We start from the raw sequence: 15,722 nt of genomic DNA, 5'->3' as shown, positions 1-15,722 counted from the left end.
TGAAAAATAGCACAAGTCAGAATAATGTAATCAATAAAGAAGTAAATCTGCTAAAATCAGGAATGGGGTTGTAGGACATGATGATTGACGCACATCAGCACTACTGGAGACTGGACCGGGGGGATTATGGTTGGCTAACTCCAGCCTCTGGTCCGATACTATTTCAAGACTATATGCCGGACTTGTTAAAAGATGAATTACATAACGGTGTTCAGGGGACCATTGTTGTACAGGCGGCGCCGACGATGGAAGAGACTGCATTTCTGCTTGATTTGTGCGACAAAGAGGAAACCTTGATTGGTGTAGTGGGCTGGCTTGATATCAATGCATCAGATTTTGAAAAGCATTATCTTCGTTTTCGAAGCCATCCGCGTTTTGTGGGGATTCGTCCTAATTTTCCGGATTTCACAGATGGAGAGTGGGGGCAACACAAGCAGCTTATACATAATTTATCCATCCTTGCTGAGGACGATTGTCCTGTTGATTTGTTGGTTCGTCCACCTGCTTTGGCAGGGATGGTCAAGCTATTGGGGCATGTGCCAAACCTATCGGCCGTCGTCGATCACCTGGGCAAGCCGGATTTGTCAGGGGAAAACTATCAACTATGGGCGAACGGAATGCGCTCCATTGCGAAATTTGAACGTACCTCCTGTAAGGTGTCCGGACTGGCGACGGAGGGGCCATTTGGCGACCTTAAGCCTACTCAAGTGATACAGCCTTATATTCAGCATGTTATTCAGGAGTTCGGTTCTTCCCGATTGATGTTCGGCAGCGACTGGCCGATTTGTTTGCAAGCAGGCAGTTTCACGGAAATGAGGTCCATGATTGAGGAAGCGCTGTCCATGTCTTTGTCCGCTGACGAAATCGATCATGTTTTTGGCCATAATGCAGTCAGGATCTATGATTTACGATAGGAGGGAACCATGAACATTCTTCCCATGTATAAATCAAGGAAATATCTTTTCCGGTTACTCCTCTCTATTTCTGTCGTTACGGTTATTTTTCTAACGGTCAGTTCTTCGCTGCTGTACTACACTTCTGAGAATAAGATGCTCCAAATGCAGCAGCAGGCAGATTTGAAAGTGCTTTCACAGATTAAATATAACATCGATAACTTAAATGAAACGGTCAAAAATATAACGGTTTCCACCTATATGGATCCGGATGTCGTTTATTTATTGAATACGTCCGTCATGGATAAAGGAGAACTCGCACAGAAGCTGAACAGATTAGAAAAAACGGTTTCCGGGTCCATGTTCTTACAAAGCATTACGATCTATAACGCCAATACGAAATGTTACTACTCGACCCAAAGCAGCATCAAATGTTCGGACGATGGCATGAACGGTTTGCTGTCCAGCTATATAAAGTCGCATAAAGAAATCCCCAGGCTGAAGTTTATTCCCATTTCGGGCGAGCAGGCAAAGTCACCGGTTTTCTCGATGTTTATCTATGAGGAATTAACAGACAGCAAGCTGATTGTGACCTTAAAGCCATCCTGGCTTTTCGATAATATTAGTAACTTGAATCATGTGGACAGTGAACAACAGGGTGCTATTTTTGTTACAGACAAGTCGGGTACGCCGCTTCTGGAAACGACGATGAGTACTCCCATTCCTTTGGATGAATACCGAGAAGTGATTCGAAATCGAGCCGAGGCCGGTGTCGATCAGGATTATCTCATCCATGAGAGCAGCGGCGACAAGTTTATACTTAGCTTCACGTCATCGAGTCAGAGTGATTGGATTATTGCGAGTGTACAGCCTTATCATGTTGTTCTCGGGAAGCTGCATGAGATGCGCAAGATATCCTTGATGATTATCAGCGTAGTTCTCATTTTATCCATAGCGGTTTCCTTTTTAATAGCCTATCGACTCTATCGGCCTATTGAAAATATGCTGCAGCAGATGTTCGGGAAGCGGCTTCGCGGGGTGGAAAAACGATCCGATCTCGATGAGCTCAAGCTTATTACCAACGAATATCAAGATGCGATGCACAAATTAGTCAAGCTGGAAAAGGAAGAGTATTCGCAGAGGGATCAGCTCAAAACCTTTGCACTCCGAAGACTCATCTCTGATGCCAGCCTGTTAACGCCGCAGGAGATCCAGCAGATTCAGTGGGATATCGATCTCCATCACAAGCTGCGTCTTTGCGTGCTTTTAATCGATGACCTGGAGAACTTCGAAAGGCAATCCAGCGATTCCGATAAGCGTCTCTATAAATTTGCGATTGCCAATATTACGAAGGAAATTTTAGCGAGAGATTTGCACTGTGAAATTGTACCGATGCAAAATGATCATTTTGTGCTGCTGCTAGGGGAAGCCCATGAAGGCTCCAGTATGCATTTGGATAATCTGAAAGGAATCTTACAAGAGCTCCAGCAAACGATCAATGCTTACTACCGAATTTCGCTCTCCATTTCAATCGGGGATGAAACGAAGGAATACAGCCAGCTTTCCCGTCAATATGGACAGGTCCTGGAGAACGCGTCCTATCGCATTATTTATGGGAAATCTTGTATTATCACATCTGATCTTGTCGAACGGAATAAAGAAAATAACGGACATTTCCAATTCCCGGCTGATGTGGAGAAGAAAATTTCAGAATCCATCAAGTCCGGTCAAAGCCATAAATTCCGCGAGCAGCTCGAAGCTTTGTTTCATCAATTGGAAAGTTTGCATTATAACAACATCATGTATTCCGTTTTTCATCTGCTCGCCATTCTGAATCAAGCGGTGGGGGATATGAATAATCGCTCTGTCAGACAAGTGAATTTGGACTTCAAATATCAATACCAGCAGCTGCTCAAACAAGAATCGCTGCAGGCCATGTTCAACATGTTCTCGGATATATTTGAAGAAATTCATCATCAGCGCTCACAGGACTTCAAAATGCAGTCAAATCAGATTTTAATTGATACGATCAAAGAAATGATTGAGGAGCAATATGAAGATGTCAATCTAAGCCTGCAGAGTATAGCGACCGCCATGAAATTATCATCCGCCCATGTGAGCAAGCAATTCAGGCAGCAGGAATCGATGTCGATCAGCGAATATATCAATGAGGTCCGCCTGCGCAATGCGCTCACGCTTCTTGAAAACAAAGATTACAGCATCTCACGGATTATGGAGATGGTGGGCTACAGTAACGAAAGTTATTTCTTTAAGCTCTTTAAGAAGAAGTTTGGTACAACGCCTAAAGAATATCGTTTTAAAAAAGTCATTGAGGAATAGGGAGACATTAGCAGCTGCCCGTAAGCCGTTTCAGTTTAAAGGTTACATGCTGAAGCGACTTCTTCCGGGGCAGCTTTTGCGTTTTAGTATCTAAAGAATCGGGGTCCCCCGCAAAGTACCTGAATCGGCTGCGAAGCAAAGGCACCACTTTGCGGGGCTATTTAGCGTAAAACTACAGTGTTTTTGCGATTTTACCTTTAAAAAGTAGAGTGTTTTTTATTAATTACAGTATTCCTTCTCCTTGTTTTCACCTGATAATAGGGGCACAGAAGTCGCAAGCGGCACAGAAAAGGAGGAGCGGGAATGCTAAAAAATGAATGGCGGCATTTCAAGCGTAACCGGGATTTGTTTGTCATGTCACTACCGGCGATCGTTTATAAATTGTTTCTTAATTATCTGCCTATGATCGGTTTGATCATCGCATTCAAGCAGTATCGATACGATCTTGGCGTATTCGGAAGCGAATGGGTAGGTTTAAAGAACTTCGAGTTTTTCTTCAGTTCCGATACGGCGTTCATCGTTACGCGCAACACCATACTTTATAATTTGGCTTTTATTGTACTCACAATGGTGATAGCGCTTACGTTCGCGATTTTATTGAATGAAATCTCAAGAAAATGGATCAAGGTGCATCAAACGGTTCTATTCTTGCCGTATTTTCTATCCTGGGTTGTCGTCGGCTACGTCGTGCTGGCATTCCTGGACCATAAAAATGGTTTTTTAAACGTCATTCTAGGCATGTTCGGCGAAGAAGCGATCAAATGGTATGAGCAGGCGAAGTATTGGCCCGTCATCATCATCATTACGCAGCTGTGGAAGTCCGTGGGATTTTCAACCCTCATATACTACGCAGGGCTGCTGTCGATCGACTCCAGTTATTATGAAGCAGCAAAAATTGATGGTGCGAACAGATGGGATATGATTCGAAAAATTACGATTCCGTTATTAACGCCTCTGATCGTGATTCTGTTCATAGTGGATATAGGCAAAATATTCCGGGCTGACTTTGGATTGTTCTATTTTATTCCGAATGACTCCAGCTTTCTATACAGCACGACAGATGTTATCGACACCTATGTATACCGTTCACTGCGGGTCGTTGGGGATATTGGAATGTCTACTGCGATTGGTTTATACCAGTCCGTCGTCGGGTTCATTATGGTCTTGCTGGCAAACTGGATTGTTAAAAAAATTAACTCAGATAACGCGCTTTGGTAAGGAGGGGATGTACGATGCCGGCTTCACAAGTCGCAATTCACAAGAAAGCTGTAAAAAGCTCTTTCGAAAGCAAAGAATCCCAATGGAGCTCCCGGATCATCAATCTTTTCTTCTGTGCGCTATCCATCCTGTTTATCATCCCACTACTTCTGGTCATATCGATTTCATTCACGGATGAAAAGACACTTTTGCAAAGCGGATACCACTTGATCCCGGAGAAGTTCAGTCTTGAAGCGTATTCTTTGATATTCAAATCGCCTGGCGTTCTCCTGAATGCCTATGGGATTACCATTCTGGTGACCGTGATCGGGACGGTTGTAGGCTTGTTTCTTACAAGCTTAACCGCCTACACCATTTCACGCAAAGATTATCGATACCGTAGAATCATGACCTTGTATGTATTCTTTACAACCTTATTTAGCGGCGGACTCGTTCCGTTCTATATTATGATCACGCAGTACTTGCATCTGAAAGATACGATATGGGCATTGATTGTACCGTATTTGCTGAATCCGTTCTACATTCTTGTGATGAAAGGCTTTATGGATAAAACGCCGATGGAAGTCATTGAATCCGGCAAAATCGACGGAGCAAGCGAATGGCGCATTTTCTTCATCATCGTGCTTCCCCTCACCCTGCCTGCACTGGTTACCATCGGGCTGTTTATCTCCTTCCAGTACTGGAATGACTGGTGGCTGGGCCTCTTGTTCATCGACAACCAGCATTTGATACCGCTTCAATTAATGCTATATCGCGTGATGAGCACCATCGAATATTTATCTAACAATATCTCATCCGTTAACGTGAGTGTCGACATGACGCAATTCCCAAGCTTGTCAGCGAGAATGGCCATGGCGGTGCTTGCAGCAGGACCAATGATGATCGTTTTCCCAATGCTGCAAAGATTTTTCGTTAGCGGCTTAACGGTAGGCTCTGTCAAAGGCTAGTTGAAAGGAAGTTATCAAACTGCCCGGTGCATGGGGGGGATAGGTCATATCTTCCCATCACTATCGGCAGCTGATATAAAAATGACAAAGTGTTTAGGGGGAATGTTGGAATGAAGAAGCAATGGTTCAAAGTCTTTGCCGGTGTGATCAGTTTGGCATTGATATTGACAGCATGCGGCGGCGGTGCCAAGGAAGAGAAAAAAGCCGCAGAAGGTAGTCAGAATGAAGAATTGCCTCCAGTAGAATTGGTCTGGAATTTCCCTTTAAGTGCCATTCCGCAGGACCTGGCAACCGTTCAAGAAGCGGTGAACAAAATTACCAAAGAGAAAATCAATGCAACCGTAAAACTGCAAGCGTACACATTTGCCGATTACAATCAAAAAATGAATACGGTCGTCGCATCCGGTGAGAATTATGACATTGCATGGGTGGCCAACTGGAACTGGGACTACCTGCAGAACCAATCGAAAGGCGCATTTCTGGAGCTCGACGATTTGATTCAAAAGCAAGCCCCGGACTTAATGAAATCGATGCCTGACTTCGTATGGGATGCAGCCAAAATTCAAGGTAAAATCTATGCCATTCCAAACTATCAGACGGTAACGAAAAAAGAAGGCTTTGTCATTCAAAAGCGTTTTGCAGACAAATACAAGCTGGATGTAAACTCCATTAAGAAGTTTGAAGATATCGAGCCGTTCCTGAAGCAAATTAAAGAAGGCGAATCAGCAGACGTGGTTCCATTCCTGAATGATAAAACCGGAAGATTCAGTGTAATGTATCAAAGCCAAGGTTTGGAAGCGCTTAACAATGTTGTGGGTGTGGAGCTTCAGAATCCGGATAAACCTATGAATTTGTTTGAGACTCCGCAGTATAAGCATTACCTGGATGTCATGAGAGACTGGTATACCAAAGGCTATATTAATGAAAATGCGGCAACTTTGAAAAACAAGAACGATATTATCTCAACAGGCAACGCAGCCGTTCAGTTCCACAGCGTACTTAAGCCGGGCGGTGAAATGGAAGCCAAAGCAGCCAACGGCGGAAATGATGTCATTTACGTGCCGCTTACGGATGCATACGCTTCCACAGGCACAGTTATTACAACCATGCAAGCTATTAGCAAAAACTCGAAAAATCCGGAACGCGCCATGATGTTTATTAACCTGCTCAACACAGATAAAGATCTTTATAACACCATCTGTTACGGCGTGGAAGGCAAGCATTACACGAAAGTATCTGACAACGTCATCAAAGTCAATAAGGATGCGGGCTATGTGCCGAACGCAAACTGGGTATTCGGAAATACATTCAATGCTTACTTGGTTGAAGGCATGGATCCTGCCGTCATGGATCAGACCAAGAAAGAGAATGAAACGGCTACGAAATCCGCGTTAATGGGCTTCAAGTTCGATAACACACCAGTTTTAGCGGAAATTGCAAACATAGCAACGGTGATCGATCAATATCAGCCTGCACTCGATACAGGTACGGTTGATCCGAATACGATGCTGAAAGAATTCCAGGATAAGCTGAAACAAGCGGGCATCGATAAGGTAACCGCTGAGATGGCGAAGCAGATTGAGGCCTGGAAGCAAACGAAGTAGCATCATCAAATAAATACATGCGTACAGTGACACTTTGGAATGCGTCGCTGTACGCATCTTTTCCTATAGAGGTCAAATGACCATCGTTTCATTAGGATTTCCACATTGGAGGTGGCAGCATGTTAAATCAACTAACATTAAAGCAGCTTAAACAGGCTTTGGAGGAAACGGCTCATCCCTCACGGATTCTCTTTGCGGAAGCAGGCTCTTCCGAGCATTGGCAAAGAATCAGGATCGATGCGAAATATGCAGCATTTTGGGAGCAGCTTGAGAAGAAAGCGGAAGAGCTTATCGGGGCGCCGCCGGCGCCTCCCCCATTCTCTGATTTCATTTTATTCGGCACAACTGGTGACCGGACACGTTATCAAAGCAAGAGGGATCAGCTGTACGCAGGGGTGCATACATTCAGTCTGCTTGCTATGACAGATCATCGTCCGGAATGGATTACGGGGTTGGAAAATACAATTTGGAGCATATGCAATGAATCTACGTGGGTATTGCCTGCGCATGTGGGACTCTATCATAACCAGTATCCGCATCAAATATGGGACCAGCCAAAAATGCCGCGGGAAACGGTGGATTTGGCGGCTGCACACATCGGATTTACGCTTGCTGAAATTATTCATTTTATGGGGAGCCGCTTGCATCCGTGGGTTATGGAGCGGGTTAAGGCAGAAATAGATCGGAGAATTTTTCAAGTTTATTTTCATGATCCAGTGCCTCAGAACTGGGAGCTCAAAACGAACAATTGGCCTGCAGTTTGCGCTTCTTCCATTGGAGCGGCGGCGATTTATCTGGAACAGGACAGTGAAAAGCTGAGCGGTATGCTGTGGCGGGTTATGAACGCTCTCCGCGGTTATCTTTCAGGCTTTGATGAGCAAGGAGCAACACCGGAGGGACCGGCATACTGGCAGTATGGCTTCTCGCACTTTGTATATTTTGCTGAGCTGTTAAGGGAGCGAACCCAAGGGCGAATATCCCTTCTGGCAGACGAGAAAATCGAGCAGATTTCCCTGTTCCCGCAGTTTTGCATGCTGGGCGGCGGAAAAGTTGTCAATTTCTCAGATTCTGCCGAGCAGGTGAAATGGAATCCGGGAGTGATTCATCGCTTACAGAGCTATGCGCCTGCCCTTCAGATGCCCGAACCATCAAGCTTGCTGCTGCCAACTTCGAATAGTTGGGTGGATATTTCGAGACTTATGCTCTGGTCCCCTGATCAGGCCGAACCCCAAGGAGAGGCTCGTCAAGATCCAGGACAGATTGAAGAGCGGATATTCGAAGGTAATCAGTGGGCCATTTCGAAGGTCACCGATGCCAAGGGTCGCATAGTCGCATTTGCAGCCAAAGGCGGTTATAACGAAGAGCCTCACAATCATAATGATTTAGGGCACTTTATCCTGCATGTCGATGGGGAAAGTCTGCTGGCGGATATGGGGCTCGGTGTATATACAAGGCAGTATTTCCAGCCGGAGTATCGTTACGAGCAGTTGAACGCTGGCTCTCATGGTCACTCGGTTCCCATTGTAGATGGCTGCAGACAAGGCTTCGGTAGACAATATTTCGCTCAAATGATCGGACATCATCAAACGGATGAAGAAATGGCTTTTGCACTCGATTTGACGAAAGCATATGCTTGCCCTACTTTGGAATGTCTTACACGCCATTTTGTATGGACACACGCAGAGAACGAAACTCCACATCTCATCATCCGGGATAAAGTTTCATTTTCCAATCAGCCAGCTTCCTTTCAAGAGGTGTTCATCAGCAGTGTAAAGCCAGAGCAAACCGCTCCAGGTCAATTCGCACTGAATAGTGTAATTTTATCCTATGAAGAGAAGGATTGGGATGCTGAAATAGAGAATGTGATATTAGATTCCGATGCAGAAAAAGGAAAGGTATTTTATCGGATCATCCTTCATCACCATCATCCGAGATCCGACATGGAGATTTCTTTTAAGTTTTCGATTAGCTAAGGTTAGCAACTTGTACTTGAAAATGGATAAAGGAGTGGGAACCACTGTGGAGTATGCCATATTAGGAAAAACAGGCTTTAAAGTATCCAAAATCGGTCTTGGCGGCGCACCGCTTGGCGGCGATTACGGCGAGACAACGGATGAAGTTGTAACCCTGGTCATTGATCGCGCACTGGATTTAGGCATGAACTTCATTGATACAGCCCCTTTGTACGGGCGCGGCGAAAGTGAACGGAGAATCGGGAAGGCCCTGAAAGGCAAACGTAGCGATGTTATCATCGCTTCAAAAGCAGTGATGCGGGGGGACCCTTACTCGTACGAGAATACGATCAAGTCCGTTGAAGACAGCTTGCGCAGACTGCAAACGGATTATATTGATTTGATTCAACTGCATGAGCTGGAGCAGACCACCTATGAACAGGCGATCAACGAAACGCTGCCTGCTTTCCGCAAGCTGAAGGAGCAAGGGAAGGTAAGAGCGATTGGTGTGAATGCGGGCAGTCTTGATCTGTTGATGCCTTTCCTTCGGGAGGATTTGGTTGATACGATCCAGACATATGCTAAATATACATTAGTAGACTATACGGCAAAAGACGAGCTGCTTCCCCTTGCGAAAGAGAAAAATATCGGCGTCATTCATGGCAGCCCGCTTGCGATGGGAATTTTGGCGGATCACCCGGCTCCTTTTTTACAGGACAATACGGTGATGCTTGAAGAAGCGGCTCGAAGAATGGCTCAGCTGGAGTTTTTACGGAGGAGTGAACCGAAAGGCCTAGTGGAGCCGGCGCTTCGATTCAGCCTGACATGCCCGGACATTGCGATTACATTAGTCGGAACAACCTCGATTCGGTCGCTGGAATCCAACACCGGCTATTGCGATGGCAGAGGCTTATCTGATGAAGAAATGGCCAAAGTGTATAGCTTATTCCCGGGTCAGCGATTGTTTTAGGCGAAGAAAATAGAAAAGGAGGAGTCAGAATGAGATTAGCAGGAAAAATAGTGCTTATTACGGGTTCCGGATCCGGAATCGGAAAAGGTACGGCGCTGCTCTTTGCACAAGAAGGAGCAACGGTGATTGTCAATGATCTGGATACGCTGAAAGGTGAAGAAACCGCACAGGAAATCGTAGAAGCCGGAGGTAAGGCGATATTCATTCAAGCGGATGTTACGGATCCGGCTTCGGTTCAAGCGATGGTGGAGCAGGCTATTGCTGCCTTCGGCCGTATCGATGTTCTATTCAATAATGCCGGAATTAGCGGTGTCGGCGCTTTGCATGAGGTTGAACCGGATGTATGGGACCGGGTGATGCGCGTAAATATTCGCGGCGTCTACTTACCAAGCAAATATGTTCTGCCGCACATGATGGAGCGTAAATCGGGATCCATCATTAATATGTCATCATGCGTAGCGGAAATCGGTTTGGCGAAGCGCGCTTCCTATTCGGCAACGAAAGGCGCTGTTTTGGCGCTGACGAAATCGATGCAGGTAGATTATGCGCCTTATCATATTCGTGTCAATGCGCTGCTGCCCGGAACCATTCTGACTCCTTTTGTGGAGAATTATTTGAAAACCAGCTATGACGATCCCGAAGCTGCGATTGAATCTATTAAGAAGCGCCAGCTTAGCGGCGAACTGGGCAGACCGGAGGATGTCGCTAAAGCGGCTTTGTTCCTTGCCTCGGATGAATCAAAGTTTATGATGGGCTCTCCGCTGTATATCGATGGCGGCGTTGTATTCGGTAAGGATGCTTAATATTTTAATAGGAGGGTGATCTCATGAAATTATTAACGTTTATTCATAATGATCAATATCGGCTTGGAGTGAAAACGGATGGTGGAGTCCTTGATGTCCTAGGGGCTCTATCCTTGATCCCATCTGCGCAGACGATTCCAACAACGATCCATGAGGTGCTGGATGGCGGAGATGAAGCATTGGCTGCCCTTCGCAGCTATGTAGATCATGTGCAGCAATCAGATGAAGTGAACCGCTCTTACATGCTGCAAGAGTCGTCACTTACGCTCGGGCCTTGTGTAACGCATCCGAATAAAATCATCTGTGTAGGCCTGAATTACCGGAAGCATGCGGAAGAAACGAATGCGCCAATTCCGGAATACCCGATTCTTTTCAATAAATTTAACAACACCCTGGCGGGAGCTGACGAGCAGATTCCGCTTCCGAAAGTTTCAGAGAAAGTAGATTACGAGGCCGAACTGGTCATCGTCATGGGCAAAACGGCCAAATACGTGTCTAAAGAAAATGCACTTTCCCATGTATTCGGATACTGCAATGTGAACGATTTATCCGCTCGTGATTTGCAGCTCCGCACCCATCAGTGGCTGCTGGGCAAATCCTGCGACAAGTTTTCGCCGCTGGGACCGTATTTGGTCACGGCTGATGAAGTCGGCAATCCGAATGATCTGGATATTAAGTGCATCGTCAATGGAGAAGTACGCCAGCATTCCAATACGGCGGATATGATCTTTTACTGCGATGAGATCGTAAGCTATATTTCACAGCACATGACACTTGTTCCCGGAGATATTATTTTGACCGGAACACCGGAAGGGGTTGTGCTTGGTTATCCGCCAGAGAAGCAGGTGTATTTGAAAGACGGCGATCAAGTCACCATTCAAATCGAAAAGCTGGGCTCCATCACCAATACGATGGTGGCCGAGTCTTAAAATATCCGTATAGACGGTTCTGACGAACAGGAGGGTTTAGAATGGCCATGACAGAGAAGGAGCGATCCATTCCGGTCATTACTGCCAAGTGTCAAGCGGTTCCGCCGCAGTGGGCATTCATGCAGCGTCAATTATTCGATCAATTGAACAAGGCGGCTGCCCAATTTGTCGAACGCTATACACGGCCGGACGGTACGCTGATCTGGAGGCAGGACTGGCCAGGTATGGATGGATCGGACGATCCATATGAAGGATTTATGAATTTGGCTTTGCTGTACATGCTTGGCGGCAGCTCTGAGCTGCATGAACTGTCCCGTAAAATCTGGGACGGCATCACATGGCAGTGGACGGAATATGGTCAAATCCATCGTGAATTTGATGCTTATTACGACTGGATGCATCACGGCGAAGGCTATCTGTATGTTTATTTTCTTGGACTTGCAGGCCCTGCAACATTGAAGGATCGCCAGCGTGCGGCACGATTTGCAGCTATGTATATGGGAGAGGACGAAGAAGCTCCGAACTATGATCAAGAACGAAAGCTGATCCGTTCACCGATTACGGGCAGCCGTGGTCCGCGTTTTGATCTGACTGCAGAAGACTGGAGTACGCATCGCGGCATTCTCGATGATTATTTGGCGCCTTATGAGGATATACCGGGCGTAGATTTTGCGAGCGGAAAGTGTGCATGGTCGAACGACGAGGTCTATACAAACGTCATTGCGATGATGAATGAGCGGATGACTCGCGGCGATGTGCCGTTAAATCTGAATGCCACCGGACTTGTAGCCCATGCGTTCCTTCATTTCGCAGAAGAAAAATATCGCCAGTGGGTTTTGGATTACCTGGCCGTATGGGAAGATCGAACGAAACAAAACGGCGGCATCATTCCTGATAATGTAGGCTTAACCGGTAAGATCGGTGAATACAATGACGGCAAATGGTGGGGCGGTTACTACGGCTGGCGCTGGCCGCACGGGTTCTTGACAATCATTGAACCGTTGACGAACGCATGCATGAACGCGGTGCTTTTGTCAGGGGATATGGGCAAGCTTGATTTAGCGCGGAAGCAATTGGATGAAAACTGGCTACTACGAAAGGAGCAAGACGGCAAATGGCTTGTTCCTAACAAAAAATTCGACGCAGGCTGGTCGGATTACCGGGGCGCGGATCCGAAATATGCGGTTTATCTATGGACGATGTCCATGGCGGATGAAGATCTGGAGCGCGTTGAGCGGATTCCGAAGGATCATGATTGGAATGAGATTATTATTCCACAGTTATCCGGTACGGATAAAAAGACGCGCAGAAACACCAAGCACTATATTGGCAATACACAACCATGGTTCCAATTTATTCGAGGCCAACATCCGGATTATCCGCAGCAGATTTTAGAAGCCAACTTCAAGCTGGTTGAACAGCAGCTGACCAAGATGCGCTCGGAGGCAGGAGATCCTTACAATTGGTCCGATCAATTCAGTGAAGATGATTTTTCAAGCATTCATATCTGGCAAGAAATGTGCCCCGTATACATGGAGAGTCTTGTCCAGCTGACGCTAGGCGGTCCAATGCATATTTCGCATGGCGGGCTGCAGCATGCCCGTGTTCGATATTTCGACGCGAGTGCGAAGAGACCCGGTTTGCCAGAGTCCGTTGCGGCGCTTGTCAAAGACCTGGCTGCTGCATCGGTGACGGTGGAGCTGGTGAATATCAGTTTATTTGATCATCGTTCTGTGATCATTCAGGCTGGCACTTTCGGAGAGCACGTATTTAGGGAAGCCTCCTTATGCAATGATGAAGGGGATGTGATCGAAACGATTCCAGTCCACAATAAGTGGCTGAACGTAGATTTAGCTCCAGGGATGAGTGTGACGCTGCGGATCAGCATGGATCGGTACGTGAACTCTCCTTCGTATGATATGCCATGGCCGGACCCGGAGAAGAAGGATCTGCTTGCTGGCAGAACGTTATAGTCACAATAAAGGAGTAGAAGCAGAGGATGGACGCTCATGCCACATATCTGAATAAGATTGCAACAGCTGATCCCTTAGCCGATCTGATACAAGATTTTACATCCCGTCAGCCTCACGTTTCGGTCAAGTCGATCACCATAGATAAAGGGCATTACTTGGATTTTGCCGAAGGAAGGGTACGCGCCTTTCTGCCATATATCAATGATCAAGGGGCCGTTCTCGATCCTTCGGACGGTAAGGAACATGAATATGCAACGGCATCCTTCGCCAAGGCAGGTGCAGTGCTTATTCAAGCGGGACGATGCCAGGATTTGCAGGAGATCATTCTGAAGGCGATGGATTGGGCCAGTTATTGTCTGGGCGAAATTCAGGTGCCGGATGATCATGCGGATTTTACATCCCATATGCTGGTTCTGGCGTATGAGCAGTTATCCAGCTTCGCCGATCCTTCGCGTGTTGACCGCTGGCGTTCCAATCTGCAGCGGGTTGAGCCGGAGCTCACCTACTCGCAAACCGAGCGGAACTTCCCGGATATTCGGCAAATCCGCAATTGGGCAACGTATGCGATGCACGGAGAGATGATGAGGCTTCGCGCCGGGCTCACCGATTCCACCGCCTTTATCGATAAATATCTGCCGTATCAGCTGACTCGGTTTACGCCGGAGGGTCTTTATCGGGATCCGAATCTACCAGCCGCCTATGATTTAGCAGCAAGAGATCAGTTAAGCGGTATTCTGGAAGCGGGCTACGAGGGCGCAGCCGCTGTACTGTTGAAGGTTCTTCTTCATCGGGGAGCCAAAACGATGCTGTTCACACAATCGGTAACCGGCTCATCGAGCTGTGGTGGCCGCAGTAATCAGCTGCTGTGGAATGAGCTCAGCTTCGTGCATATTTGCGAGAGAGAGGCTGCATATTGCCTGCGGTATGGGGATTTATTTTGGGCAGGAACGTTCAAACGTGCTGCGCATCTGGCCTATCAATCGATTCTTCGATGGGTGGAGGATCCTGCTGGATTTCGACTATTCAAAAATCGTTTTCCAATCGCGGAGCGTGTGGGTTACGAGTTTTACGCCTACCATTCCACTTACAGCTTGTATGCAGCACAGATCGCCGTTTCATGTTATTTGGATGCAGATGATTCGATTGAAGAAACAGCTTCCCCCGCCGATGTTGGGGGATTTGTACTGCATTTGCCTTCATTCCATCGGATCTATGCTACAACCGGCTTGAAGCAAGGCGGCTATCATGTGAATATCGATACGGCTGCCCAGATGGGTCAGGATGCGACTGGATTTGTCCGATTGCACCGGGCAGGTATTCCGGAAGAGACGGCCCTGTCGACTGGAATAGCGGGTCTCGAGGGAGAGATTCCCTGGATATTTTATCGCCCGAAGCAGACGATTCCCGCGCCGCTCTTTCCAGCGGCCATCGGTCCGATGTGGCGGGATGAGCATGGAGCTTGGCATAGGTTGGCCAATTATGGCCGCAGACAGCATGAAGTGTTTCATGCCTTGGATGCGGAGGGACAACCATTGAATGCGGAACAACTGCACTGGTTATGTGAATTATCGGTACCTGCGCCAGAAGATCAAGAGAACAATCTAAGTTTTACCGTAACGTATGCCGCAAATCCGCAGCCAAAGGCTTACCCTCTGGACCCGAATACTCCAGGCGCCAACGTGAATGAAGTATACCGCCGGGCAGTTAGCGATGTTCTGCCGAGACCGGGGAATGGCAGTGCGGAGCGTATTGAGGAAAATTACCGAATAGGTATGGACGAAATAACGGTTACCTGGAAGTTCGATGAGGCTGAAGCGGCTGAGCTGACTGCGGTTGGCGTGACGGTTCCACTGCTGGTGACGAACGGGACGGATCAATCGTCGATCCTTTGTGAAGGGAATAAAGTAACGGTGAAATACGGAAATGCAACATACACCGTGTGGGCGGATGAAGCAGAGAACAATATTGAAATGGAACTGCTGCCGGGCCGAATGCCAAACCGGAACGGTCATTATCGGATCGCACAATGGACGCGGAAGGATAAGCTTGAAGTCAGTCTGCACTTTTCACTAACGACAGAACAATAAGGCTGA

The 15,722-nt window shown here is 47.0% G+C and carries 11 protein-coding genes; all 11 read left to right on the top strand.

Annotation, left to right across the window (positions count from 1 at the left end; genetic code table 11):
• Positions 1 to 77 precede the first annotated feature (77 nt).
• The 11 genes from MUG84_RS08640 to MUG84_RS08590 all read left to right on the top strand — a co-directional run bounded on the left by MUG84_RS08640 (position 78) and on the right by MUG84_RS08590 (position 15,716).
• The gene (locus MUG84_RS08640; RefSeq protein WP_244723728.1) at positions 78 to 914 is read left to right on the top strand and encodes an amidohydrolase family protein; all 837 of its coding nucleotides are present in this window, start codon (positions 78 to 80) and stop codon (positions 912 to 914) included.
• A 9-nt stretch (positions 915 to 923) separates the two neighbouring features.
• Entirely contained in the window at positions 924 to 3,233 is a 2,310-nt protein-coding gene (locus tag MUG84_RS08635) for a helix-turn-helix domain-containing protein (RefSeq protein ID WP_244723724.1), read from the top strand.
• A 303-nt stretch (positions 3,234 to 3,536) separates the two neighbouring features.
• The gene (locus tag MUG84_RS08630; RefSeq protein ID WP_244723721.1) at positions 3,537 to 4,451 is read left to right on the top strand and encodes an ABC transporter permease; all 915 of its coding nucleotides are present in this window, start codon (positions 3,537 to 3,539) and stop codon (positions 4,449 to 4,451) included.
• Between the two features lie 14 nt (positions 4,452 to 4,465).
• On the top strand, positions 4,466 to 5,398 hold the full coding sequence (locus MUG84_RS08625; protein ID WP_244723718.1) for a carbohydrate ABC transporter permease: 933 nt from the start codon (positions 4,466 to 4,468) through the stop codon (positions 5,396 to 5,398).
• Between the two features lie 110 nt (positions 5,399 to 5,508).
• On the top strand, positions 5,509 to 7,002 hold the full coding sequence (locus MUG84_RS08620) for an ABC transporter substrate-binding protein (protein WP_244723715.1): 1,494 nt from the start codon (positions 5,509 to 5,511) through the stop codon (positions 7,000 to 7,002).
• A 119-nt stretch (positions 7,003 to 7,121) separates the two neighbouring features.
• Positions 7,122 to 8,975 (top strand): heparinase II/III family protein, encoded by a 1,854-nt coding sequence (locus tag MUG84_RS08615; RefSeq protein ID WP_244723710.1) that lies wholly within the window; start codon positions 7,122 to 7,124, stop codon positions 8,973 to 8,975.
• A gap of 22 nt (positions 8,976 to 8,997) precedes the next feature.
• On the top strand, positions 8,998 to 9,924 hold the full coding sequence (locus MUG84_RS08610) for an aldo/keto reductase (RefSeq protein WP_244724907.1): 927 nt from the start codon (positions 8,998 to 9,000) through the stop codon (positions 9,922 to 9,924).
• A gap of 29 nt (positions 9,925 to 9,953) precedes the next feature.
• Complete coding sequence (locus MUG84_RS08605) at positions 9,954 to 10,727, top strand: SDR family NAD(P)-dependent oxidoreductase (RefSeq protein WP_244723706.1); 774 nt, start codon at positions 9,954 to 9,956, stop codon at positions 10,725 to 10,727.
• A gap of 23 nt (positions 10,728 to 10,750) precedes the next feature.
• Entirely contained in the window at positions 10,751 to 11,656 is a 906-nt protein-coding gene (locus MUG84_RS08600; protein ID WP_244723703.1) for a fumarylacetoacetate hydrolase family protein, read from the top strand.
• A 41-nt stretch (positions 11,657 to 11,697) separates the two neighbouring features.
• Positions 11,698 to 13,629 carry a DUF8034 domain-containing protein gene (locus MUG84_RS08595; protein ID WP_244723700.1) on the top strand — a complete coding sequence of 644 codons (1,932 nt, stop codon included), beginning with the start codon at positions 11,698 to 11,700 and terminating at the stop codon, positions 13,627 to 13,629.
• A 26-nt stretch (positions 13,630 to 13,655) separates the two neighbouring features.
• Positions 13,656 to 15,716, top strand: coding sequence for a hypothetical protein (locus tag MUG84_RS08590; protein ID WP_244723697.1), 2,061 nt, complete (start codon positions 13,656 to 13,658; stop codon positions 15,714 to 15,716).
• The last annotated feature ends 6 nt before the right edge of the window (positions 15,717 to 15,722 follow it).

The sequence above is a fragment of the Paenibacillus mangrovi genome (assembly GCF_022898935.1).
GTDB classification, from domain to species: Bacteria; Bacillota; Bacilli; order Paenibacillales; family Paenibacillaceae; genus Paenibacillus_AQ; species Paenibacillus_AQ mangrovi.
This window is presented reverse-complemented; position numbering and strand designations above follow the sequence as displayed.